The organism is Bacillus sp. FJAT-28004, from assembly GCF_001280845.1.
Classification (GTDB): Bacteria; Bacillota; Bacilli; order Paenibacillales; family Paenibacillaceae; genus Pristimantibacillus.
This window is the reverse complement of sequence record NZ_LGHP01000003.1, coordinates 78,884-104,285: the sequence shown is the minus strand read 5'-3', so window position 1 is coordinate 104,285 and position 25,402 is coordinate 78,884. Positions and strand designations below refer to the sequence as shown.

The 25,402-nt window shown below is 47.1% G+C and carries 23 protein-coding genes and 1 pseudogene; 5 read left to right on the top strand and 19 right to left on the bottom strand.

Annotated elements, in window-relative coordinates; all coding sequences use genetic code 11:
- Positions 1–30 precede the first annotated feature (30 nt).
- The 5 genes from AC787_RS28285 to AC787_RS28265 form a co-directional block, all read right to left on the bottom strand.
- Positions 31–1,095 (bottom strand): sulfate/molybdate ABC transporter ATP-binding protein, encoded by a 1,065-nt coding sequence (locus AC787_RS28285; RefSeq protein ID WP_054028312.1) that lies wholly within the window; start codon positions 1,093–1,095, stop codon positions 31–33.
- A gap of 3 nt (positions 1,096–1,098) precedes the next feature.
- Positions 1,099–1,896 carry a sulfate ABC transporter permease gene (locus AC787_RS28280; RefSeq protein WP_054028630.1) on the bottom strand — a complete coding sequence of 266 codons (798 nt, stop codon included), beginning with the start codon at positions 1,894–1,896 and terminating at the stop codon, positions 1,099–1,101.
- On the bottom strand, positions 1,896–2,657 hold the full coding sequence (cysT, locus tag AC787_RS28275) for a sulfate ABC transporter permease subunit CysT (protein WP_054028629.1): 762 nt from the start codon (positions 2,655–2,657) through the stop codon (positions 1,896–1,898). The genes AC787_RS28280 and cysT overlap by 1 nt, the downstream gene beginning before the upstream one ends.
- 290 nt (positions 2,658–2,947) lie before the next feature.
- Positions 2,948–3,580, bottom strand: coding sequence for a YigZ family protein (locus AC787_RS28270; protein WP_054028311.1), 633 nt, complete (start codon positions 3,578–3,580; stop codon positions 2,948–2,950).
- A 36-nt stretch (positions 3,581–3,616) separates the two neighbouring features.
- Positions 3,617–4,966 (bottom strand): glucose-6-phosphate isomerase, encoded by a 1,350-nt coding sequence (locus tag AC787_RS28265; protein WP_054028310.1) that lies wholly within the window; start codon positions 4,964–4,966, stop codon positions 3,617–3,619.
- A gap of 150 nt (positions 4,967–5,116) precedes the next feature.
- Between AC787_RS28265 and AC787_RS28260 the strand changes: the two are divergent.
- Positions 5,117–6,028 (top strand): annotated as a pseudogene (locus AC787_RS28260) (NAD(P)-dependent oxidoreductase); the annotation flags it as partial.
- A 136-nt stretch (positions 6,029–6,164) separates the two neighbouring features.
- Here the strand turns inward: AC787_RS28260 and AC787_RS28255 are convergent.
- The 3 genes from AC787_RS28255 to AC787_RS28245 are packed head-to-tail and all read right to left on the bottom strand — an operon-like array spanning position 6,165 to position 8,618.
- Positions 6,165–6,356, bottom strand: a complete 192-nt coding sequence (locus tag AC787_RS28255) for a twin-arginine translocase TatA/TatE family subunit (protein WP_053374451.1) — start codon at positions 6,354–6,356, stop codon at positions 6,165–6,167.
- Between the two features lie 48 nt (positions 6,357–6,404).
- Positions 6,405–6,974 (bottom strand): RidA family protein, encoded by a 570-nt coding sequence (locus AC787_RS28250; RefSeq protein WP_235561147.1) that lies wholly within the window; start codon positions 6,972–6,974, stop codon positions 6,405–6,407.
- Positions 6,975–7,013: 39 nt separating this feature from the next.
- Positions 7,014–8,618 (bottom strand): flavin monoamine oxidase family protein, encoded by a 1,605-nt coding sequence (locus tag AC787_RS28245; protein ID WP_054028308.1) that lies wholly within the window; start codon positions 8,616–8,618, stop codon positions 7,014–7,016.
- 340 nt (positions 8,619–8,958) lie between these two features.
- Between AC787_RS28245 and AC787_RS28240 the strand changes: the two genes are divergently transcribed.
- Both AC787_RS28240 and tatC read left to right on the top strand, forming a co-directional pair.
- Positions 8,959–9,195 carry a MerR family transcriptional regulator gene (locus AC787_RS28240; RefSeq protein ID WP_054028307.1) on the top strand — a complete coding sequence of 79 codons (237 nt, stop codon included), beginning with the start codon at positions 8,959–8,961 and terminating at the stop codon, positions 9,193–9,195.
- Positions 9,196–9,219: 24 nt separating this feature from the next.
- On the top strand, positions 9,220–9,963 hold the full coding sequence (tatC, locus tag AC787_RS28235; RefSeq protein ID WP_054028306.1) for a twin-arginine translocase subunit TatC: 744 nt from the start codon (positions 9,220–9,222) through the stop codon (positions 9,961–9,963).
- 54 nt (positions 9,964–10,017) lie between these two features.
- Here tatC and AC787_RS28230 read toward each other — a convergent pair whose 3' ends face one another.
- The 11 genes from AC787_RS28230 to AC787_RS28180 all read right to left on the bottom strand — a co-directional run bounded on the left by AC787_RS28230 (position 10,018) and on the right by AC787_RS28180 (position 24,186).
- The gene (locus AC787_RS28230; RefSeq protein WP_054028305.1) at positions 10,018–10,545 is read right to left on the bottom strand and encodes a DUF420 domain-containing protein; all 528 of its coding nucleotides are present in this window, start codon (positions 10,543–10,545) and stop codon (positions 10,018–10,020) included.
- A 203-nt stretch (positions 10,546–10,748) separates the two neighbouring features.
- Positions 10,749–12,194, bottom strand: a complete 1,446-nt coding sequence (locus AC787_RS28225) for a family 43 glycosylhydrolase (protein WP_054028304.1) — start codon at positions 12,192–12,194, stop codon at positions 10,749–10,751.
- A gap of 19 nt (positions 12,195–12,213) precedes the next feature.
- On the bottom strand, positions 12,214–13,845 hold the full coding sequence (locus AC787_RS28220) for a response regulator (protein ID WP_054028303.1): 1,632 nt from the start codon (positions 13,843–13,845) through the stop codon (positions 12,214–12,216).
- The gene (locus AC787_RS28215) at positions 13,820–15,586 is read right to left on the bottom strand and encodes a histidine kinase (protein WP_054028302.1); all 1,767 of its coding nucleotides are present in this window, start codon (positions 15,584–15,586) and stop codon (positions 13,820–13,822) included. Before AC787_RS28215 ends, AC787_RS28220 begins: the two co-directional genes overlap by 26 nt.
- Before the next feature lie 85 nt (positions 15,587–15,671).
- Positions 15,672–17,378, bottom strand: a complete 1,707-nt coding sequence (locus AC787_RS28210; protein ID WP_152970792.1) for an extracellular solute-binding protein — start codon at positions 17,376–17,378, stop codon at positions 15,672–15,674.
- 40 nt (positions 17,379–17,418) lie between these two features.
- A complete protein-coding gene (locus tag AC787_RS28205) occupies positions 17,419–18,300 on the bottom strand; it encodes a carbohydrate ABC transporter permease (RefSeq protein ID WP_054028301.1) in 882 nt (293 codons plus the stop codon).
- A gap of 15 nt (positions 18,301–18,315) precedes the next feature.
- Positions 18,316–19,173, bottom strand: coding sequence for an ABC transporter permease (locus AC787_RS28200; RefSeq protein ID WP_082361296.1), 858 nt, complete (start codon positions 19,171–19,173; stop codon positions 18,316–18,318).
- Positions 19,174–19,539: 366 nt separating this feature from the next.
- The gene (locus AC787_RS28195; RefSeq protein ID WP_054028299.1) at positions 19,540–19,857 is read right to left on the bottom strand and encodes a pyrimidine/purine nucleoside phosphorylase; all 318 of its coding nucleotides are present in this window, start codon (positions 19,855–19,857) and stop codon (positions 19,540–19,542) included.
- Between the two features lie 62 nt (positions 19,858–19,919).
- Positions 19,920–21,938, bottom strand: a complete 2,019-nt coding sequence (tkt, locus tag AC787_RS28190) for a transketolase (RefSeq protein ID WP_054028298.1) — start codon at positions 21,936–21,938, stop codon at positions 19,920–19,922.
- A gap of 163 nt (positions 21,939–22,101) precedes the next feature.
- Positions 22,102–23,004, bottom strand: a complete 903-nt coding sequence (gene purU, locus AC787_RS28185) for a formyltetrahydrofolate deformylase (RefSeq protein ID WP_054028297.1) — start codon at positions 23,002–23,004, stop codon at positions 22,102–22,104.
- A 51-nt stretch (positions 23,005–23,055) separates the two neighbouring features.
- Complete coding sequence (locus tag AC787_RS28180) at positions 23,056–24,186, bottom strand: deoxyribonuclease IV (RefSeq protein WP_054028296.1); 1,131 nt, start codon at positions 24,184–24,186, stop codon at positions 23,056–23,058.
- A gap of 101 nt (positions 24,187–24,287) precedes the next feature.
- On the opposite strand from AC787_RS28180, the gene AC787_RS28175 reads away from it, so the two are divergent.
- The gene (locus AC787_RS28175; RefSeq protein ID WP_054028295.1) at positions 24,288–24,725 is read left to right on the top strand and encodes a DUF2621 domain-containing protein; all 438 of its coding nucleotides are present in this window, start codon (positions 24,288–24,290) and stop codon (positions 24,723–24,725) included.
- 158 nt (positions 24,726–24,883) lie between these two features.
- Entirely contained in the window at positions 24,884–25,378 is a 495-nt protein-coding gene (locus tag AC787_RS28170; RefSeq protein ID WP_054028294.1) for a hypothetical protein, read from the top strand.
- Positions 25,379–25,402: the final 24 nt, after the last annotated feature.

Genomic DNA, 25,402 nt, shown 5'->3' with positions numbered 1-25,402 from the left:
GCATACAACTCTTTCTTCATAGCATATTGGTTAAATATGAATAGGCATTGGGTCGACCTTCAATTTATTTTCCGCAATCCAGCTTTCGTTGTCATTGAACAAATAAGCACGATGCACGAGTACCCTTACCTGATCGCCAGGGTGCAGCACTTCTTTCTCAAGCGAACGGTACGTAATCAGCTTCGTATCGCCAACAAGCAGTTCAACCATCCACTCGCTGCCGCGGAAATGCAAATGCTTCACTTTACCGGCAAGCGTTGCGGAAGCCAGCTTGATTTCGCCCGGTTTGCCAATCTCAATGTATTCAGGTCTTATAAGTGCTTTTGTGCCAGGACGGCTTGCTGCATCCTCAAAACCTTTGAGCTCCGAGATATTGTCTACGATTGTAGATTCGCCAATAAAGCTCGCAACAAACGGTGTCTCTGGATTTTTGTAAATGTCCCATGGACTGCCCTTTTGCTCTAGCTTGCCCTTGCTTATAATCATAATCTCATCCGCTACTTCAATAGCTTCCTCTTGATCATGTGTAACAAAAATCGAAGTAATTCCGACACGCTCAATCATTTCCTTAAGCCATGTGCGAAGCTCAGTCCGAATCTTCGCATCGATAGCAGCAAATGGCTCATCGAGGAGCAGCAGCTGCGGCTCTGGCGCGAGCGCTCTAGCGAAGGCAACACGTTGGCGTTGTCCACCTGATAGCTGATGGGCGTAACGATGCTCGAAGCCTTTTAGACCAGTAAGTTCTACCAAGTACATCACTCGTTCGCGAATTTGCTCCTTCGACTGCTTCTTCACCTTTAAGCCAAACGCAATGTTGTCATACACGGTCATATGCTTGAACAAGGCATAGTTTTGGAACACGAAGCCAATGCCGCGTTCCTGCGGCGGCAGGTCATTCACACGTTTGCCGTGGAAAAAAATATCACCTGAGGAAGGAGACTCAAGCCCCGCTAGCATACGAAGTATGGACGTTTTACCACCGCCGCTCGGTCCGAGCAAGCCGATCAGATGACCTTTTTCGATTTCAAAGCTTACATCCTTCACTGCATGAAAATCGCCAAAGTTTTTATTTAAGTTCCGTACTTCAATATGCATGGCTTAATGCACTTCCTTTCGTTTTTTCGCCCATTCCATTAGCAGCAGCAGTCCGACTGAAAATGCCGCAAGAACTAGAGCCACGCCATTCGCGGCAACAACATTAAAGTTTTCAACATCTTGATAAACGAGCGTTGTGGCTGTTTGTGTTTTATTCATAATATTTCCGGAAACGACGAGCACAGCGCCGAATTCACCAAGTGATCGTGCTACAGTCAATACAACGCCGTAGATAACACCCCACCGGATCGATGGCCATGTTACCTTCCAGAACGTGTACCAGGAATATGCGCCAAGCGTAGATGCCGCTTCCTCCTGCTGTGCTCCAATCTCCTGCAGCACGGGCATAACCTCGCGTACCATAAGTGGGAACGTGACGAACAATGTCGCTAATATCATCCCTGGCAGCGCATATACGATTTTGAAACCTGCGTCCTCGAACAATGCGCCAATAATGGTATTAGGTCCCAAAATAAGAACGATCATCAAACCGCCTATAACCGGCGATACGGCAAAGGGCAAATCGACTAAGCTGTTCAGCAGCCGCTTCATCCGCTTTCCAATCCATTCGGCACGGACGAGATACATCGCAAGCATAATGCCAAACACCGTATTCAAGGCTGTAACGACAACAACGATAATTCCTGTCATCATAAGCGCATGCAGCGACTGCGGCCTTGTAATGCCTTCGATAAAGCCGCTCCAGCCATCTGCCCATGAACCTGTGAAAATTTTGATCAATGGCGCGATGAGCAGCAATCCAAAAATCATATAAGTTAATGTAATCCACAATCTTCTCATCATAGGTCACCCCTCCTGCCTTGAATGAGGTTGACCGTCCATAAAATGAGGAAGGACAATGTGAGCAGCAGCACTGATACAGCGGCAGCTCCCTGTGGATTACTGCTTTCAATTTCTCCGAAAATATATACGGATGCTATCAATGTCTTGCCTGGAATATTGCCTGCAACGAGCACGACTGCGCCAAATTCCGCTATTCCGCGAGAGAAAGCGAGCATCGCACCACTTAAAATTCCTGGCAGCATCGTAGGAAAAATAACACTAAAGAACGTTTTCGCGCGCGTAGCGCCTAACGTATATGCTGCTTCTTCCTCCGATTTATCCATCTCCTCAAGCAATGGCTGAATAGCACGAATGACAAAAGGAAACGTAACAAACAACATCGCGACAACAATTGCCGGTTCATGAAATACGATTTCGATGCCAATCTTCTGTGCCAAGCCGCCTACTAAACTATTTGGTCCAAGCAAGATCAGAATCATGAGTCCGCCTACTGCTGTAGGTAATGCAAACGGCAAATCAACTAGACTATTGAGCAAGCGACGTCCTGGAAAACGGTAGCGAATAAGCACCCATCCGATCATCGTCCCAAAAAAAATGTTGAGAACCGTTGCGATAACTGCTAATTTCACCGTAAGCAGCACCGCTTTCCAAGCCAGTGGATCGGATATACTATCCCAGAAAGGGGCCCATCCAAGCGAGAATGATTGCGTGTAAATGCCAACGATTGGTAAAACAATTAAGATGACAAAATAAAGCATTATGGTGCTTCGAAAACCAAAACTCCACCCTTTACCACGAAACAAAGCATTCACTGTGACTTTACCTCCAGACCATCGACTCGTGCCGTAGGTGTAACAAAACAACTAAGAACATAATTCCTATTAAAATACTAGGTATTGATAATGTAGCATCCAAACTGGGATTAAGTCAATAATAAATTTGGAAATTCTTATCGCTTTAATAGCTTTTTCTTATGCGTATTCATTATGTAGATATCCCCCTATACAAAAAAGAGGAGTATCAGCCTAAGCCGATACTCCTCTTCTTATTATTCACCTTCAATATAATAGACATTTTCACCTTCTGAGAGGATAGCTTGTCCTTGTGTCAGATCGGTTACCCAAGCAATAAAAGCATCTGCTTCAGGCTCTTCCGGCAAGCAGCGCACGATGACGCGATCTGTGAAATCCGTTCCGCCTACGCGTGTTCCCTTCGTATGCAGTACATTTTCCAGCTTGCCATACCATGTGTAGTCCACATCAACAAATACTTCGCGATGAAGCACATTGACGATTTCATCGGCTGCCTCGATGCCAGCAACCGCACCATCCGTGTAAGCTCTAACGAGTCCGCCTGCTCCGAGCATAATACCCCCAAAATATCGCGTCACGACGACGGCGACATTTTTAAGACCCTTATGCTTGATGACCTCGAGAATCGGTTTGCCCGCTGTACCGCTTGGCTCACCGTCATCCGATGCCTTTTGGAACTGGTCTCGCTCACCCACCATATAAGCCGAGCAGTTATGAGTCGCCTGCTTATGCAGCTGCTTGATCTCATTGATGAACGAAATAGCTTCCTCTTCGGATTCCACTGGCTTCGCGTACCCAATGAAACGGGACTTTTTAATTACGATCTCTGCGCTAGCCTGCCGCCTGACCGTTCTATACTTCTCAAGCATAGGCTATGACTCCCGTATACCGTTCAAGCCGGTTGATTACAGCCTTGCTTCCAGCTCGGCTTTTTCTTTCTCGAAGCCCGGTTTGCCGAGCAAAGCGAACATGTTCTTTTTATATGCTTCAACACCCGGTTGGTCAAATGGATTAACACCCATCAAGTAGCCGCTGATTCCGCATGCTTTTTCGAAGAAATAAACAAGGTATCCGAATGTGTAAGGCGTCATGTCTTTAATGTTGACGATAAAGTTCGGAACTTGTCCATCTGTATGAGCAAGAAGTGTTCCTTCAAAAGCTTTTTTGTTAACGAAGTCCATCGTTTTGCCAGTCAAGAAGTTCAGACCGTCAAGATCTGCTGCATCGTGTTCGATGGAGATGTGCTCAGCCACTTCTTGTACTTGAATGACCGTTTCAAAAATATTCCGGTTACCCTCTTGGATAAATTGTCCCATCGAGTGTAAGTCTGTCGAGAAATCTACAGCTGCCGGGAAAATACCTTTAAAGTCTTTGCCTTCGCTTTCGCCAAATAGCTGTTTCCACCACTCCGAAACGAAATGTAGGGAAGGCTCATAGTTCACGAGGATTTCCGTTGCTTTACCTTTGCGGTACAGCGCGTTGCGAGCTGCTGCGTATTGGTAAGCTTCGTTCTCAGCAAGATTAGGGTTGCTGTATTCTTTGGATGCGTCTGCTGCGCCTTGCATAATGGATTCGATATCAATTCCTGCAGCAGCAATTGGCAACAAACCTACCGCTGTAAGCACGGAGTAACGTCCGCCAACATCGTCAGGAATAATAAACGATTCATAACCTTCCTCGGAAGATAGCTTCTTGAGTGCACCCTTCTCGCTATCTGTCGTTGCGTAAATGCGTTTACGCGCTTCTTCTTTGCCGTATTGTTTCTCAAGCGCTGCACGGAATACGCGGAACGCGATCGCAGGTTCTGTAGTCGTGCCTGATTTCGAGATTACATTAATCGACCAATCGCGGCCCTCCACCAATTGAAGAAGGTGAGTCACGTAAGTTGAACTGATGTTATTGCCGGCAAACAAAACTTGCGGTGTTTTACGTTGTTCTTTTGGCAAAATATTATAGAACGAGTGCGATAGCGCTTCAATAGCCGCACGTGCACCGAGATAAGATCCGCCGATGCCGATAACGATGAGAACCTCGGAATCCGATTTGATCTTCTCAGCAGCCTTTTGAATGCGAGCGAACTCTTCTTTATCGTAGTTGGTTGGAAGGTCGATCCAGCCCAAGTAATCTGATCCTGTTCCCGTTCCGTTATGTAATTGCTCGTGCGCGAGGCGAACGGACTCTGTCAAATAATCGATTTCATGCTTGCCAATGAAAGTTAGAGCCTTGCTGTAGTCAAACTGAACTGTTTTACTCATGTAAATGTAAACCTCCTAAAAGATTTCTGAATTTGACCTTGATAATGCTTTTCAACTTAGCATCTACAATATCGGATTTACCTTATAAAAACAAGCAACAAACAATGAAAAGTTGATGAATAATCTGTATACTTAACTAAAAAACAGTTCAGAGCGGAGGAAATCTTCATGAAAAAGATCGGTTTTATCGGGTTAGGCGTAATGGGTCTCGGAATGGCGGCGAATTTATTGCGCAAAGGCTTCGAGGTAGCGGTGTACAACCGGACGCCCGGCAAGGCGGATGCTTTGCTGGCGCTTGGCGCAGCGGAGCTTGAATCGCCGGCAGCCGTTGCGAGAGCAGCGGATGTCGTCATCACAATGATCAGCAATGATGCATCCATTCGTGAAGTATACTGGGGGGAAAATGGTGTTTTCGCAGGCGCCCGCAGCGGCAGCACTCTGATTGACAGCAGCACGATTTCGCCCACTCTAGCTAAGGAGCTTGCTTCAGCTTCAGAAGCGCTTGGCGCTGTATTTCTCGATGCACCGGTAACAGGCAGCAAGCCTGCCGCCGAGGGCGGGACACTCGTATTTATGGTCGGCGGCAACAAAGACAGAATCATCGAAGTGGAAGATGTATTGCTCGCTATGGGCCGCAAAATTATACCAATGGGACAGAACGGCAGCGGCTCGATTGCTAAGCTCGCTCACAATACAATCGTCGGCATCAACGTTGTCGCCCTCTCCGAGGGCATGGCTATTGCAGCAAGCGGCGGCATCGACGGTAGCGCGTTTCTCGAGCTCGTACAATCCGGCGGGGCAGCGAGCAAAGCGGCAGAGATGAAGGGGCCAAAGCTGCTTGAAGGCGATTTTGACGTTCAGTTTTCACTGGAGCTTATGTTGAAGGATTTAAGGCTGTCATCGGTTCTATCTGACAGCTTGAACGTGCCTACACCGCTGCTAGAAGCATCCAAAAGTCTATTCCAGATCGGCGACTCAATGGGATTAGGCGCGCTTGATATGTCCAGCGTCGGACAAGCCTACGAGCAATGGATCGGCCGCAAGCTCAGCGGTAAAGCTTAGGGAGTTTCGCGAGACCTCTAAATAAATAAAAAGTTGCCCCTTAAGTAGATTTATCTACCGTCTGGACAACTCCTTATTGGGCCAACCAGACATTGCTGGTTGGCCTTCTTCAATTATAAACGCTTACCAAAGGCTCCTACTTAGCAGCTTCTTGTTTCTCGATGACATCGTCTTTCGTCTCTGCGACGAGCTCCTTGGCAGACGATTTGAACTCATGCAGCGTTCTTCCTACCGCCCTTCCCAGCTCTGGCAGCTTGGACGGTCCAAATATAATCAATACCACTACAAGAATCATAATAAGTCCCGGCAAACCAATACTCTGCAGCATGAACCATCATCTCCGCTTCTCCATTGTTTTTGTATTCGTCCTCTGCGCTTAGTCTTGATTGTGAGGAATCGGATAAGCGGCTACCGCTTCAATCTCAATTAGCCAATCCTTGTTGACAAGGCCTGACACACCCACTGTGGAACGAGCCGGTTTGGTCGGATTCTCCTTCGTGTTGAAGAACTTCGCATAGGCATTGAACCAGCCTTGATAATCAAATTCACTTTTTTTGGCTGCGTCAGGCGTTACATATACCCTGAGATAAATAACGTCCTTCAAGCTCAGCCCTTGCTCTTTAAGCTGCTTCTCGATGTTCAGAAGAATGCCTTCCCCTTGTTTCTCCGTATCGCCGTATCGCTCATACACCGTCTTGCCATCCTTGTTCAGCAGCGGCGGGACGGTGCCGCTCGTTGAGAACGTTGCTGCTCCTGCCGGCAGTGCCACCGCGCTTGCTATAGACGAGCTCGGGCTGCCATAAAATTCAGGCTCGTTTACCGGCGTTAATGGTACTTTATTAGGGGTTAGCGCACTGGCATAGACAGTCGCTCCTAGGAAGCATGACAATAGGGCCGCTCCGATTACGATTTTCATATTGCGCTTCGGCTTTATTTTTATAACCATAATTAGCAATCCTCCTAAAGTTTCATAATATCCACCTGCCTACTCCTTCACGACGCGCTGATGAATATCGGTTACGACTGCCCGGGCCGACTCTATGCCGCCTGCCATCCAGGCCGTAATATAGCTGATATGCTCGCCCGCAAGATAAACTCTGCGGTCCGGCTTGCATAACGTCGGATATACCGTGCTGCGCTGGTCTCCAGTGTAAGAAACCCAGCCGCCTAGATTATACTTAATGCGCTTCCAGTCAACGGAGAATGAAGTTTCGAACTCTTTGTGATATTGCGGATGAATTTTTGCGCCCTGCTGCAGCGCATGAGCCTCCCGCTGCAAATAAGACATCTCGCCAAGCTTGTCTGCGCTTCCGCCGAAAGCATAGTAGCCAAGAAGCAGCCCTTTCTTTTGCATATAGCCTGTCGGCGGATAATAAATTGATGATATATCCATGTTGGTCAGCGTATTGCCGCCGTAGATTTGCTCATCCTCTTCCCAGAATCGGCGCTTGAATTGCAAACCGATCTTGCCTGCAGACGCGTACCCTATACTATCAATCGCTTTCTTCATCTCCGGAGAGAAATCAGCTTTGACCGATTTCAGAACGGATAAAGGAATCGTGCAAATACAATACTCGCCTTCGATCTTGCGCTCCTCGCCCGAAGCAAGATCCTTATAAAGGACGGTAACGCCATTGTCGCTCTGCTTGATCTCAATAACCTCAGAATGGAATTTAATTTTGCCCTTCAGCCGTTTCTCGAACGCATTAGAGATCGCATCCATGCCGCCTATTGGATGGAACATCATCATTTGCTGATCGTAGCCGTATTCGCTGCTGAAGTAATTGCCGAAGCCTGAATTCAAAATTGCTTTCATGCTGAACGGGTCTCTAATGACACCTGCATCAAGCCTTGCACCAGGCTCGTCCTTATAACCCCCGCGAGAGGAGGCCTTGTAAAATAAATCGGCATCCAAGCCGCCTTCCGAACGAAGGTAAGCAACCAGCTTCTCCTTCTCCTCGGCAGTGATCGGCAGATCCAACGCGTTCTGGTTAACCGCCTTAGCCATCAATTCACTAACATAACCGCGAACATCCGCTTTCGCTTCGCGCTTTCTGATTTTCTTGCCAGACAACTCGCCGACTTCCTCGTTATAGTAATAAGCGTGATCATTCACATTGTTGAACGGTTCAATGGGAATGCCGAACTTCCGGATGTACTCCATCGTGACATGGAACTGCGGAATACGCATAGGGCCGCCGTTCAAATATAAGCCGTCCGCGAAGCGCGCGACTTGCTTTGAAGCCCCGATCTCTGCGACTGTTGTGCCGCGACGTACCGACCAGATCCGCCCTCCCGAGCGGGCACGCGCCTCCAAAATCGTACAATCGTAGCCAGCTTGCCCAAGCTCGTAAGCGGCGGTCATCCCCGCGATGCCGGCACCTAAAATAATAATTTTCTTGCCGCCTTTTTTGCTCATCGACAGCTCGTTCCCATCCGGCGGTTCGAAGTCTGCTGCCTTCAACGTCTCCGGTGACAGCAGCCCAAGTGTACCCATTACGCTAAACACGGCTGCTCCCCCACCCAGCTTCCCCACTGTACTCAGAAACTGCCGCCTGGACATCTCGCTTGGCGTTTTCGTCGACTCCATTCCGCTCACTCCATTCGTCGGCTTTGTATGTATCACACCGAAAAGATATCATGGACGGCAGAATAAACTCTATTGTTGTGTTAGGAAAACTAACATAAATATTCTTTATATCTTCCTAGTTATCAATAAAAAAATCATTTATAGTTATATTTCCCTATATGAAATTAGGGTATTATTTACACATTACTAATTCTTAGTCCATCAAGACCATTGTAATCTTATAAGCAGCCTGCTAAAATCTCCATCAAGATCGACATTACGTCAGAAAATCTAACTTAAACCTATCATTAACGCAACAAAAAGCATTCACCTATTCCCATTTGTTCTAGGAGGCGAAGCAATGAGCAGTAAAGTGATTAGAATTGGAACCGTTTGTGAACTAACTGGATTAACGGAGAGACAAATTCGTTATTACGAGGAGAAGCAGCTTATCTTCCCCCACAGGACGCGGGGCGGAGCTAGGACGTTCTCTTTCGAGGATGTGGACATTCTTAAGGAAATTCATTTGAAGATGCAAGATGGCTTTCATACATTCGAGCTCCGCAAGACGTTCTCTCGTCATCAAGTGCGTTCTTAATACTCGGAAAGGACGTGTTTCTTAATGAGCCAACGAAATATCATGTCGTTATTGGAGCATATCGTCGAGCTTCGCAGGCTGCTGATTTGGATTATGGCTGTATTTGCCGCATTCACAGCAGTTGGCCTTGCGGTATCGCCCATTATACTCGATTATATCAAAAGCACCCCGCCGGCCTCGGCGCTCGAATGGAATGTTTTTTCCCCCTTCGACGGAATTCAAATGTATATGAGTATAGCGCTAGCATTTGCAATTACCGTCTCTTTGCCCATTACGCTATATTTGATCTGGGGCTTCGTCAAGAAGGGACTGCATCCCCATGAGCGCAGCGCCGCACTCCGTTACATCCCTTACAGCGTAATCTGTCTGCTTCTTGGACTCAGCTTTGGGTATTATGTCGTGCTGCCAATGAGCTTCTCTTTCATCACTGACATATCCGAAAAGCTGAATCTTGTCGAAACCTACGGTGTTACCCAGTACTTCAGCTTCATGATTAATATCGTCCTGCCAATCGCCGTCGCTTTCGAGCTTCCGATTATCGTCATGTTCCTGACCAAAATTGGCTTATTAACGCCTGATCGGCTTAAAAAATCGCGACGATATGCTTATCTCGTCCTAGTCATCGTAGCCAACGTCATCTCGCCGCCGGATTTTGTATCCGCCTTTATCATCTTGATCCCGCTTGTAGCGCTCTATGAGATCAGCGTATTTCTATCACGGTCTGTGCACCGCAAGAGGCTTGAACTTATCGCGGGCACGACCGCTTAACGGTAATAGATAGACAAGGCCGCCGAGATGTTCTCGGCGGCCTTGTCTGTTTTCTCAATAATACGGTGAAATCATTAGATAAACGACTACACCCGTAAAGCTGACATATAACCAGATTGGCATCGTCCATCTCGCGATTTTACGGTGCTTGTCCACCTTCATTTGTAGGCCGCGAACAGCAGACAGCAAGGCAAGCGGCACGACTACGATAGCGAGCAGAATATGTGTGAGCAGGATGAAGAAATAGATCGAGCGCAGCGCGCCCTCACCGCCGTACTTCGTTGATTCCGTCAAGTAATGATAGGTGACGTAGGAAACAAGAAACAACGTCGTTGATGTAAAAGCAGCCGCGATGAATGTGCGGTGAAGACGAACATTCTTCTTCATAATCGCAACTAATGCAACAAACAGCGCAATAAAGGTAAAGCAATTAAATACCGCATTAAGCAGTGGCAATATCGTAACATCGAATCCTATTTCCCCGTCATACGCCGGCAAAAAGAACAGAACCGTTATGATCGCTACCAAGATCAATGACAAAATCGCTATCAGTGGCCCAACGTTTTTTTCCTTCAAAAACATAACCTCCTAAGTAAGCGCCAAAACTTAAGTGATATGCGCTTCTTTCTCTATTAACCTTATCCGATTTGCATACTCCAAATCAATTTGATTTAACGTTCAGATGTCACGAAAAATCGAATTTTGCCAATCCATTGCATGCAAAAAACCACCGCAGGAAAAACATGTAGTTTTTCCTGCGGCGGTATTTTTAAAAAAGCTGCTTCCTAAAATACTTTAATTATCTCGAACCGCTGCGGGTCGCTTCCCTTGCGCGGGTCATGCTCCGCCTCATCCGTAATATGAACGGACGCAGCTTCTCGATTTCCACCCGTGCCAAAGCCTGCGCTCAGCACTTTCCCGTTAGTACGATTACGAATAATCAACTTGCCTTCGGCATCCGCATTTTCGAGCGACCACTCTATGCAGCTCGGCGTTCCTTGCTGCTCCAGCCGTACTTGCCCATCACCTAGAAGCTCCCCATTTGGATGTTTTGGTACAGCTAGGCACCGACCATCCGCTTTGCTTCTTAGCCGAACATAGTTTGCTTCCACGCTTTGCTCCAAGGTCCATTTCTGCTCCTCGGCCAAGTAAGCGAGTACGCTAGCGTTCACTGCTGCATCCTCGCCAGCTGCTTGATCGACTGTCAAATACCGCTCGCTTCCACAGCTTTTGATGCGAAACAAGCCGCTCTCCTGCACCTTTGTATCGAACAAACCATTACGGAGATCTAATGTTAAGCGGTCAGCCCATTCCAGCTTCAACTCCTTGTCAGAAGGAAAGCTAAGCGGCAAAAACACGTAAGACGATTGATGGTAGCTTGATGGATCCCAGCGATCCCCTACATATAAATAGTCCGTCCCTCTTTTTGTTTGCAATGGCATGATGAATGCCGGCTGCGAATCGTATGTTGTAGAATTTCCGAATGGCAATAACTGCGACCATCTTCCCGTCAGACTATCGGAGTACGCGTAGGCTCCCTGATTCGGGAGCCAGCCCGTACAAGCAGATGTAACAAGGAAATATACGCCGCTGCGTTTCATAACTGCGGGTGCTTCCCGGTATTGCCCAGGCCACATCGTCTTCACGAGCTCGTCGATGCTTAAATAATCATTCGACAGACGATAGACGAGCAGGTCGGCATTATCCCTGGCAGCTGAAATAAAATAAGCGGTACCGTCATCATCCTGGAAAACGGTGCAATCCCTCGACATATGTCCGATTGGATTAAAGCTGCCATGATAAACGTACTCGCCGTCTATCGTATCGGACGTAGCAACCGCGCAGCGGGCATCGCAATAGTTGCGGCCATTTTCCCAGTGCATCCACATGACATATTTGCTTGTTCGCTCATTGTACAGCACCTTCGGACGCTCAATAACGGCTCCTTGTCCATAACCTATGTCAGCCATCTCAGGCGGACATAGCACAAGCGAAGTCCGGTAATATACTGGCTGTACCTTCGAATCCAGCGTCAGCACCGCGCCCCTGTTCTCCCATGTACATAAATCGCTTGAGCGATAACAGGATACCTTTCTGCCCTCTGTCCGATCTTCACCAAACCAGTAAAAATAACCGTCCTGCTGAAGTATCCAACCGCCATGTGCCCTTATCGGCTCTCCATTTGTATCCTTCCACGCAGCTCCGTTATAAATCGTTGCCTCATTTTCCATCTCATTCATCCTCTCCCGGTTAAATGGAATGCTTATCTCTATATTCTTGGGGGGTCATCCCGTATACCTTCTTGAACAGCTTAATGAAATACGGTGCGTTCTGATAACTGAATTTATTGCCGATTTCGTATATTTTAAGATTTGAGGATTTCAGCAAATAAGCCGATTTCTCCATTCGAATGCGAAGCATGTAGTCGGTCAAGCCTTCGCCCGTTACCGCTTTGTACATTTGCGATACGTAAACGGGGTGCAGATGGACGCGATCCGCTATCATTTGCAGCGAAATCGGTTTGTCCAAATGCTCCTCGATAAATCGCTGCACCTTGTTAATCAGCTTGGAATGGCCATCGGCAGCCTCACGTTCAAGAGACGAGCGCATGCGTGCCGCCAAGCGAACCAGACCGTCCCGAAGCTGCCCGTACGTCTCGAACGATTCGAAGGTTAACGTCGCCCGCTCGCTGGGCTCTAAAAAATCAAATAACCCAAATCCGCTTTTATGTGCAATAAAGGTTAACGCCCCCGTCACAGCGCAAAACGTCTCGAAGGCATGCTCGGCTGAATCGCCAAACTCCGTCTCAAGCTCCTTAAAAATAAGAGCGAGCTTTTCTTCGAACGCATCCCAGCGCCCTCCCTCCAGCATATCTTGAAGCGTTGGCGGCTCATAGAGTTGTCTGAGCGTTTGCACGGCCGATTTCTCTTGATGTTCTCCGAGCGATAGCAGATAACCCTTGCCCCTCCCGATATGCTTGCGGAACGCCGCGAGCGCCCTGCTATAGGAAACAGCCAAATGTTCGGGAAATGCGCCTTCCTCGCCGATTACGATCGAGACCGCACCCTTCAAATAGTTTTCGACCTGCCGCTGAATCAGCTCGCCAAGACGCTCAAGCTGTTCTCTCGCATCGGTTCGATTCATGCGTTGCAGCTTTGTTTGCTCTCTTTTTACGGCAAAAGCTAAATAGCCGTGTGCTTCCTTGCACATCCACACTTGGCAGCTCTCGCGCAGCACTTCCTCGGCAACGTTGCTGACAGCATATTCAAGGAGCGTCCGATCCTTGTAATCATAATGAACGAACGGTTCCTCCAGCCTTATGAGAAATAAAGCGACTGCATCGTTTTTGGAGAAAGGAAGCATGAACTGAGAGAGCTTGTCTTTTAATACATCCGGCTGAACCGTATGCCCTTGCAGCAGCTCTAGCAGCAAATCTCTTCGCAGCAGAGGAAGGTTTTCCCGCATGGTCTTTAGCGTATTGTCGCGGGAGACGAGCTCCTCCCACTCTTTTCGAACGGTATCCAGCGCCTTATGAACCGCTTGAATCAAATCTTCGTCATTTACCGGTTTAAGCAGGTAGTCGGATGCGCCGCCAGTAATTGCGCGCTTGGCATACTCAAACTCAGCATGGCCTGTCAATAAGATGCACTGCGTAGAAGGTGACGCTTCATGAACCTTGTCCATCAGCTCTAGTCCGGAAATACCCGGCATGCGGATATCCGTTATTACAAGATCGACTGGATGCTTTCTCATAATGGCAAGCGCATCCGTTACGGAAAACGCCTTGTGCACCATGCCTATTTTCAGATCATCGCATGGCAGCGTAGCAGCAACTCCTTCAACGACCGATCTTTCATCATCCACGATCAATATTTCGTACATGCTCATCCTCCTCCTTCCACCGCACAATTACTCTCAAGCCGCCTGCTGGAGAATGCTCAAGCGCAAGTCCCGAGCTTCCTCCGTATTTATGGACAAGCCGTTGATGGATGTTGCGCATGCCGCAGCTTCCGTTCACCTCGCCTGCTATCCGTATCGTTTCTCTCAGATTGACGAGCTCCTGCTCGCTCATGCCAATCCCGTCATCGTCAACCATAATGGCATAACCGTCTGTTGATGACATGCCTTTAATGGTAATTACCCCGGCATCCTCCTTCTGCTCAATGCCATGAATGATCGCATTTTCGACGATTGGCTGAAGTAGCAATCGCGGCAGCGCAAGCTCATCCATAGACTGCGGAATGTTGATATCGAACTGAATTCGGTTCATACGCATGTTTTGAATCGATAAGTAATTGTAGATTAGCTTCATTTCATCCTTGACGGTCGTATCCTGCTGATCCACATGCGTCGTATAACGGTAATACTCGCCCAGTTTAACCGCCATCGCCATGACGGCCTCATGCTCGCCGAGCCTCGTCATATTTTTCATAAAAAATAAGCAGTTGTACAAGAAATGAGGATTAATTTGCGATTGAAGCTGCTTTAGCGTTGCTTCTCTGGACCGCAGCTTTTCCTCGAATACACGATCGATAAGATCTTGAATCTGCTCACTCATCAAATTAAATTGGTCAAATAAATAACCGAATTCGTCCCGCTTGCCGCTGTCGACACGAACGGTATAGTCGCCCATTCGCAACTTTCTGGCAGCTAAGAACAGCTCGCGAATAGGTACCTGGACATTTTTGTAGAGCAGGAATGCAGCCAATACGCTAATGATGGCAATTACGCTCATCGATAGCCAAAACCAATTGCGGCTGGACGTGATCGGATACAAAATACTTTCCAGCGGCACATATTCCACCAAGTACCAACCGATCGTATCCGATTTGATAAAAGTGACCATATAACTTTCATCCTGAAGCGATGTAATAAACGTTCCTTGCTCCTGTGTCAGGCCGCTGTTCTTCGCAAATAAAGGAATAAGTTCCTTGATCCGGTCCATATTCGCTGTACGCGTCACGATTGGAGCAAAATCCGGATGAAACAGAAACGGATCGCCCGAGCTGTCTGACTTAAAAGAGGTCAGCATATCTCCGATATCCTTTACGTCTACGCGAATTTCGCCAATTAGACCAGCATCCTTCGGATGATCATAAGCCGATAACGGTTCGACCGTCCGAAATACGAACGAATCGGGAACACGCGAGTTCGTCATAGGCTCAAATTTCCATATAAAAGGATCGACAGGCTTATTAGCGATCTCATCACGAAAAAGCTTTTTAAACGTAATCGATCCATGAGTGCTGACGACCTGATCCGATAAAGGAGCATAGAGCGTGTACGCATGCGACCATCCGCCTGTCTTGCCTCGCCGCTCCAATTCCTCCTGCAGCTCCAGCTTTAACTGGAAGGAGGCATATTCACTAGACTTCGGATCAAGCGCGATAAAAGATTTTACTCTCGGCTCGATACCTAGGTTGTTGACCGAGTTCATAAACTTATCGAATTCATCATCGATCTGCTGGACGAGGAAGGAGAGCTTGTTGCGGTTATTTTGCTGAATTTCTTCCTGTACGACCTTAACGCTGACTTGATTGGAATAGGTATAAAGCGCCACGAATGAAAGGAGCAGCAGTCCCATAATGGCCAATATTTTTTTGAAAATATTCGATTTTTCCACTAGGTATACAGCCCTCTCTGACAAGGAAAAGCACCGATTCCCCTTTAGGAGGAACGGGTGCCAGCCTTGAACCCGATGTCACTTTTTAATTGGATTTAACTGAATCGTACCATTCATTAATTTCATCTGTAATCGTATCACCGCCGGACGATTTCCACTGCGTCACGAACGTGTCGAACGCATCAATTGGACTTTCGCCGTAAATGATCTTGTTGAACGTTTCCTTCTCGCTCTTGTTCAGGAAATCCCAACGCTTCTTATATGTTTTCGTAGGGGAACCATTGTATAAATTCGGCATCGCATATTCAATTTGACCGAAGTTAACAGCGCCGGCATGAATGTTTTTATCCAAATCCATTGACGATTTTTTCTCGAACGCGGTAGTCGGTTCCTTGCCGCCATCTAGATCGCTCATCGTCTTCATAACTAGCGACGGTATGCGAGCGCCATCGAACAGCAGCGTATACTTGCCGAGGTTCATCATTGGCTTATCTGCAGGGAATAACGCGGAATCCCACGTAGGCTGACCATCTTTAATCAAGTAATCATAACCCTCTTCAAAGCCGTATTCAAGCGGGCTTCCAGCTTGTGGATCGCCTTGATTTTCATAAAGGTAATTGGCATAAAGGAAGAACGCTTCCGGGTGCTCGAAATTTTTGTTGATCAAAATAACTCCGTTGCTCACGCCCGATTGGCTGCGGCCGATCTGTCCGTCAGGTCCCGCCGGCAGCGGATAAGCGCTGTAGTCCGCGTTTTTGTCCACTTCCTTAACTGCAGGAAGCGGCCAGCCTCCAGCCCAGTATGGCGCGGCTACGATACCTGCTTTGGCTGAGGAGAACAATTCCGCTGCTTTGCCCTCATCATGCAGTCCAGCTTCCTTATGAATATAGCCCTTCGCCATCCAATCCTTCAGCTTGCCCAGCACCGTCTTCACAGCTGGTTGAATCGAGCCATAAGCCAGCTTGCCCTCGCTGTCGGCATTCCATTGTCCCGGCATTACGCCATAGGCGCCGAATATGAAATCCGCATCCGCAAGTCCCCATGTGTTCATTCCGTTTTTCAAGCCAACCGCGAGTCCTACTGTATCCTTCTTGCCGTTGCCGTCAGGATCTTGATTCGCGAAAACGTCCATCATCTTCTCCATATCGTCGATCGTAGCAGGCGGCTGCAAATTAAATTTTTTCATCCAGTCGTCTCGGATCCAAAGGACCGTATCGTTGTTGTTAGCGTAGTCTAAAATAGGAATCGCGTATTTCTTGCCGTCGCGAACGTTAGGATTCCAGACGCTCTCATCCTCGGCCATCGCCGCCTTATAGCGCTCGCTAGCGTACTTTTCAAACAAATCGCCAACCTCTACAAATTTACCCGAGTCGATCAACGCATCGACGACATCCTGCGAACCGCGATATTGAACGACATCCGGCAGATCTTCGTTCGCTGAGAGCAGCAGTCTGATTTTCGTATCGATCGAGCTGCTGTCAGCCGTCCATACGTAATTCAGATCGATATTAAACGCATCTTTTGCCCATTTTACATGAGGATTATTGTTAATGTCCTCTCCATCGCGAAACTTAACGTCGGTCGTCATTTGACGAACGATATCCATTTTGACCGGCTCGCTGAATTTCCCTGTATCAAGAACGTTCTCTACAGCGGCCTGCTTCTCGGGATCGGCAGTCGCTTCACCAGCATTGCCTCCGTTTCCATTTGAGCTTGCACAAGCGCCTAACAGACCCGTGCAGATGACGAGCGACGTCATTAAACTAGTCCATTTGATCCATCGTTTATCCAAAATGAGCTCCCCCTTAGCGTTCTTCTATTGGTTTAAACCATTATTCCTTCACAGAGCCAAGCACGATCCCCTTGACGAAAAACTTTTGCAAAAATGGATAGACTGCAATAATCGGCAGCGTTGCAATAAAGATTTGCGCCGTCTTGACCGTCCGGTTAGAAAGCTCCTTCATTTCTTCCGCATTGACGTTCATGCTGCTAAGATCCCGCTGCACGACAAGCGTTTGCAGCAAAGTCGACATCGGATACTTGTCCGTTTGCGTCATATAAATGAGTCCGTCAAACCAAGCGTTCCAGTGTCCAACCATCGTAAATAACGAAATCGTGGCAAGCGAGGGCAGCGAGATCGGCAAGTAAATTTTCCACAATGCCCGGAAATGTCCCGCACCATCGATGAATGCGGCTTCCTCCAGCGCCTTCGGCACCGAGGTCCGAAAAAAATTCATCAACAAGATCGTATTATACACGCTAACCGCCCCCGGCAGCACGAGCGCCCAGATCGAATTCAGCAAGCCAAGCTTCTGAACGACCATATATCCGGGAATGAGACCGCCGCTGAACAGCATAGTGAACACAAAGAACCAAGCATACATATTGCGTCCTTTAAACTCATTGGTTTCCTTGGACAGCGAATAGCCGATCAATATGGACAAGCCCACAGCTATAGATGTGCCGATCACGGTTCGTAAAATGGAATTGATGAACGAGCCTACGAAATTCCCATTGGTTAAAGTCACCTTATAAGCTTCAAGTGAAAAACCAATTGGCCACAGTTTCACGATGTTCGCATCCGCAGCCGCCGATGAGCTGAACGACACCGCAAGCACGTGAAGAAGAGGAGCGATACATAAGAAGGACAGAAGGGCTAGAAACACTCCGTTTCCTACTGAGAAAATGCGATAAGTTAACGATTGATGATGCATCTGACTCCCCCCTTTTTAGAAGATGCGGTAGTTGGCCAGCTTATAAGCGAGCCGGTATGAGATTACGATCAGAACAAAGCTGACAAGTGATTTGAATACGCCAACTGCGGTTCCAAAGCCAAAATCACCGCCAATTAGCCCTACGCGATACACATAAGTGTCGATGATATCGCCTTTTTCATAGACAAGCGGATTGTACAGGTTAAAGATTTGATCAAAGCCTGCGTTTAAAATATTTCCGAGAGACAACGTCGCGACTACGATCGTAATCGGGATAAGCGACGGAATCGTAATCTTCAAGGTCTGCTGCCAACGATTGGCTCCATCGATAAGCGCAGCCTCGTAAAAATCAGGATTGATGCCGGAGAGCGCTGCCAAAAAGATGATCGTGGAGAAGCCGAAGTCCTTCCATACATCACTGACGATGACCGTAAATCGGAACCAATCGCCATTGCCGAGAAAAAAGATCGGCTCAATCCCAAACCAGCCAAGCGCCTGATTAACAAGTCCGCCGTCGGTCGACAGCATGTCCAGCAAAATGCCCCCGAGAATAACCCAAGATAAAAAATGGGGCAAGTACACGAAAGTTTGCACAAATCGCTTGAACACCATTTTCCGCACCTCATTAAGCAGAAGCGCAAATATTAACGGCACAATGAGGTGAGCGACAATTTTAATGACTGCAATGAGCAAGGTGTTCCAAATCACTTGTCTGGCGTCCGGGTATTCGAACATGAGCTTAAAGTTTTCAAACCCAATCCAGTCGGATCGGAAGAACCCAAGCTGCGGCTGAAAGTCCTGAAAGGCCATAACAAGGCCCAGCATCGGCAAATACGAGAATATTAGGACGAGCACAATGCCTGGAACCAGCATGACATGCAGCGGCCAGGTTAGCTTGAAATTCCACCTCCGTGCAATCTGTTGTTTCAATAGGTTCTCCCCCTTCCACCCTTTTCGTTCTGTTTATGTTAGCGATTACAAAACTAATTGTAGCGGTTCGGAGTCAGGTCCTTATATAACAATGTTTTAAGATTGGTAGCACGATATTAGGGGATTGTGAATAGGCAAGCAAAAACGCCTTCGGCGTCCTCTGGACGCTGAAGCAGCTTTGACGGAGAAATATAAGCCCTTTATAAGCTAACAAACTTATAAATTCTTATATTTCAAAAAAAAGAGGCCCCCCGCAGGCGAATGTTCGCCGGTGCAGGAGAGGCCTCCTTTTAACGATCAAAGAAAATATTATTCGTAGATGTACGAGCAGCAATAATCCGAAACTTCAGCAACCTGAAGCTTGAATTTTGTGTTCGCAGGGACAGTGAATTCGCCTTCGCCTTGAATGTGAATCCACTCCGACTCGCCAGGGAGCAGCACTTTCAAATCGCCAGCCAAAATCTCCATGATTTCAACGCAGTCCGTTCCAAACTCGTAGTCGCCCGGCAGCATGATGCCGAGTGTTTTTTTGGTGCCGTCAGCGAACAATACAGCTCGGCTTGTTACTTTACCGTCGAAGTATACATTAGCTTTCTTGACGATCGATACATTATCGAATTGAGACATCGTAGACGTAATCTCCCTTATATATCGGATGCTAAAGCTTTGAAGATCTGTTGAACCAGCTATTACAGCAATGCTTTCACTTTGCTAACAACGTTTTCGACCGTAAAGCCATACTCTTTGATTACGCGATCGCCAGGTGCGGATGCGCCGAAACGGTCGATAGCAAGAATATCGCCTTGATCTCCTGTGTAACGCTCCCAGCCAAATGGATGAGCCATTTCGATGGCAAGACGGGCTTTAACTTCAGGAAGAATGACGGAATTTTTGTATTCCTTCGATTGTTTCTCGAACAAATCCCAGCTCGGCATGCTGACAACACGAACTTGAATCCCCTCTTCTGCCAAAGCTTTTTGAGCTGCAACAGCGAGTTGAACCTCGGAGCCTGTTGCAAGGATTTGTGCTTGCGGCTTGCCATTTGCTGCATCAGATACAACGTATGCGCCGCGGCGCAGGTTTTCGTGAACATCGTTCACTGTGCCTTCAAGAATCGGCAGGTTTTGGCGAGTAAGCACAAGTGCTACCGGGTTGCCTGTGTTCTCAACTGCATAAGCCCAAGCAGCAGAAGTCTCGTTGCCATCAGCCGGACGAATAACAGTCAGATCAGGAATGATGCGGATCGAAGCAAGCTGCTCGATCGGCTCATGCGTAGGGCCGTCTTCGCCAACTGCGATGCTGTCATGCGTCAATACATAAACGACAGGAAGCTTCATCAATGCAGCAAGACGAACAGCAGGACGAAGGTAATCCGTGAATACGAAGAATGTACCGCCGAATACTTTCAAACCGCTGTGAAGAGCAATACCGTTCATTGCAGCAGCCATACCGAATTCACGTACACCGTAATAAAGGTTGCGGCCATCGTAGCTGCCTGGTTTGAATTGCGTCAAACCTTTTAGGTGAGTCATTGTCGAGCTCTCAAGGTCAGCAGATCCGCCGAAAATAGTCGGTACGTTTTTTGCAAGGCCGTTAAGTGCGTTTCCAGAAGCTACGCGAGTTGAAACTGCGTTGTCTGCAGTTGTATATGCAGGAAGGTCAGCATCCCAGCCCTCAGGCATTACGCCAGAGATTGCTAGCTCAAACTGAGCTGCAAGCTCAGGGAAAGCTTCTTTATAAGCTGCGAAGTTAGCATCCCACTGTGCGTTTGCTTGCTCGCCGCTGCTTTTCACATCTGCAAAGTGAGCGCGAACTTCGTCAGGCACATGGAATTGAAGCTCTTCAGACCAACCATAAGCTTGTTTAGTCAATTTTGTTTCATCAGCGCCAAGCGGTGATCCGTGAGGACCAGCATGTCCGCCTTTGCCGCCCTTATTCGGGCTGCCGTAGCCGATTACTGTTTTTACTTCGATCAAAGTCGGTTTGGATAGATCCGCTTGCGCCTCAGCAACTGCTTTGGACAGGGCATCTAGGTCGTTTCCGTCTTCTACGCGAAGCACTTGCCAGCCGTAGCCTTCAAAACGTTTTTGAACGCTCTCGGAATACGAAAGACTCAGTTCGCCATCAAGCGAGATATCGTTGGAATCATATAGAACGACCAATTTGCCAAGCTGCAAGTGACCTGCGAAGGATGCAGCCTCGTGTGAGACGCCTTCCATCAAATCGCCGTCGCCACAAATGGAGTATGTGAAGTGGTTAATAAGCTCGTGGCCTTCTTTATTGTAAGTAGCGCCCAGTTGTGCTTCCGCAATTGCCATACCAACCGCCATTGCAATCCCTTGTCCAAGTGGACCCGTTGTTGCATCAACGCCGGCAGTGTGGCCAAACTCAGGGTGTCCTGGTGTTAGGGAGCCCCATTGACGGAAGTTTTTCAATTCTTCCATCGGCAAATCATAACCAGAAAGGTGAAGTAGGCTGTAAAGCAGCATAGAGCCATGACCCGCAGACAAAACAAAACGATCGCGGTTTACCCAAGTAGGGTTCGATGGATTATGCTTCATATTTTTAGCAAATAATTGATAGCCCATTGGAGCAGCGCCCATTGGCATACCAGGGTGACCTGATTTTGCTTTCTCGATGGAATCGATCGCAAGTGTACGGATCGTATCGATAGAAAGCTGTTCAACCGATTTTTGTGTAACAGACATTACAATTTCCTCCTATAGTCTAAGCTTGTCTAATTTCGTTTCGTTGTATGGTTTCTAAAAATAACGATACAGCGTCATACCAGTACGCAATAACTTTGAATATTGTATCACTCTGCATGTTTGTTTTCCATCAATAAAATGGATTTATCGCATAAAAATACAGTTAGTTGAATACAACGGTTTTATTATTATGCACGATTACACGATCTTCAATATGCCATTTCACAGCTCTTGCAAGTACGACCCGTTCAATGGTCCGGCCTATTCTTTTCAAATCATCGACGTTATCACGATGGCTGACGCGTTGAACGTCCTGCTCGATAATTGGCCCACCGTCTAACTCTTCAGTCACATAATGCGCTGTTGCTCCGATAATTTTCACGCCGCGTGTATAAGCCTGTGCATACGGTTTGCCGCCAACGAAGGCTGGAAGAAACGAGTGGTGAATATTAATGATCCGATTTGGAAATTGTTCGATAAACTTTGGCGAAATGATTTGCATATAACGTGCCAATACAATGATATCCGCTTTATCTGCAACAACTTCCATCTGCTTGCGCTCGGCTTCTGCTTTTGTAGTCGCAGTCACTGGGATATGGTGATAAGGTATGCCAAAGGATTCTACCAGTTCGCGCATATCAGGGTGATTGCTTATTACCATCGAAATATCAGCATCAAGGTCCCCTGCCTTCCACTGCCAAAGCAGCTCAAGCAAACAATGATCCTCTTTAGAAACAAATACTGCAAGACGTTTCTTGCGGCTGGCACGGAATGTATGCCATTTCATGTCAAATCGATCCGCTACTCTGGTGAAGTCCTCCATGAGAACTGGAAGCTCCTTGTCCAGATCAATCAGATCAAATTCAAAACGGATGAAAAACATACCGCCTTCCGGGTCCATCGTGTATTGATCTGATTGTACAATGTTAGCCCCGTGCTCATATAAGAAATGAGATACAGCAGCTACGATGCCCGGACGGTCCGGACATGAAATAAGCATGCGCGCACGCCCGCTCTTTCCACCTGCTTCAATGGTAATTTCAGATGGGGTGGATTGTGATGACATGGACTTCAAACTTCCTTTCGCAATGATATATGAAATAATCGTTAGCTAATATTAAAGTCTAGCAAGCAGCTCTTTGCCGCCAAACCAAGCTATAATGCGCTGATTGATTTGTTCTTCTGTTAGACCAGTCGGCAATGCTTCGCCTGCCATTACAAGATCGTACAGACGCTCCATTGGCTCGCGCGGGTCTGCTTTTTTTGCTTTCGCATCATTTTTAAGCAAATCCCAAGTAGAGAGTACAAAACCTCTGGAATCAATCTCTTGCTTGCCGAAGAAATGATGAAGGCGCTCCACATCTTCAAAGAAACCTTCTCCTAAGCGAGTTCTTCCATTGCCGCTCAGCAAAGCGATCTCCGCTTCATACATCGGACGCTCTGTCTTGTCTTCTTTGCCAATCCAAGGCGTTTCAAGAATAAATGGACGTCCCTTAAGACCTTCATGTTGAACGATTCTTTGAATCGCGTCATGACCAAGCCAGCCTGCGCCAACCGGAGCATGTCTGTCTTTTCCAGCGCCACGTGAGTTTTTACTATCGTTTACATGTACTACAGCAACACGATTCAGTCCAACCACACGATCGAACTGTTCGAGAACGCCATCAAGATCATTAACAAGGTCGTAGCCAGCATCATGCATGTGGCAAGTATCCATACATACTGTTAAACGTTCATTATCCTGAACTTTGTCAATAATCGCCGCAATCTCTTCAAAGCTGCGTCCAATTTCCGTGCCTTTGCCCGCCATTGTCTCAAGTGCGATGTTAACATTCGTTTCTTTTGTGCCTGCAAGCACTTCATTTAGGCCTTCTGCTATCCGAGCGATGCCGTATTCTGCATCCTTATCCGTATATGCACCGGGATGAAGGACAATATTACGAACACCAATATAATCGGTACGACGAATTTCTTCTTGTAAAAAAGAAACCGCAAGCTCGAACGTGGAATCCTTATACGAGCCAAGATTCACAATATAAGGTGCATGAACGACAATCTCATTGATGCCGGATTGTTCCATTAGCGCTTTGCCTTCTTCAATATATAACGAATCGATCGGCTTCCTTCTTGTATTCTGAGGTGCGCCGGTGTAGATCATAAATGTGCTTGAGCCATACGATACCGCTTCTTGTGCTGCAGTCAGCAGCCCCTTGTCCGAAAATGATACATGGGAACCTATTTTTAACATAAATATTACGCCCCTTTCGGTTGATCAAACCTTATTTTACAAGGAATGTCGAAATAAATCTAGGAATACGGTATAATTCATTATTGAGGTGAAAGACACATATGAAAGTTGCCCCCGATTGGTTTATGTATTTTATCGTTTTTTGGGCAATCGTCATGGTTGTGGCTATGTCGATTGGCGGATTTTTCATGTTTCGAAAATTTCTCAAGGTGCTTCCGATGCGAGACGGCAAGTCTAAGCTCGATTGGCAAAACTACTGGGTAGATCGCAGTCGCAGCATGTGGAATGATGATTCCAAGGATCTGCTTGACGAGCTTGTTTCCCCAGTGCCAAGCGCTTTTCGTGATATAGCTAAACATTCCATCGCAGCCAAAATTGGTCAAGTGGCGATTGAACATGGCGCATCATCCGTTACGCGTGAGCATTGTATCGAAGGTTACATACGAGCAACTCCTAAACGTGATTACCGTAGTCTTGTTACATTTCTTGACCGCCAAGGAATCGACTATACTCCCTATAAGCATCTACTTAATAAATGAGTTTAAGCCGCATCATTGCGGCTTAAACTCATTTATATTTTAATCGTTAGTTAAAGATCCCTTTTTCGTCCATGCTTCATACCCATATTTTGTGGTTATATATAAAAATGTAACCTTATACTCATTCATTTCGTTATTAATATCAGGAGGTGGTTCTAATGATGAACTCATCGAAGAGAAGAAGAAACAAAAAAGCAGCTACAGCAGGAGCCCTTCTTCTAGCTGTTATGCTCGCAACTTCAGCATGTGGTGGCAATGCAAACACAGGAAATAACACAGGAAATGAACAACAAGGTAGTGCGACCGACGGACCCATTGTCAGCCAGTTGCCAGAAGATAACGGTGTAATTGAACCTGATGTATCTTCGCCGGAACCAACAGATGCTACAACCAACAACAATGGTACAATCGAGGATCCAGCAGCGCCAAACAAAGTGAATGAAGGTACTTATAGCGGTCTAAGTGACTCGCACTCTATAGAAATTGAAACGGCTACCGGGGCGATTGCGCTTCAAGTAACAGATGAGCAAAAGAGTACGTTAGAAGCGTTACCCGATGATGCAAAAGTAAAATTCGAGTATTCGGAGAAAGCAATCGAAGGTGAAGCTACTCTTAAACAAAATTGGCTTGTCAAAATTGAGGAAATAAAGTAATCAATGAATTAAAGTAATGGGTTA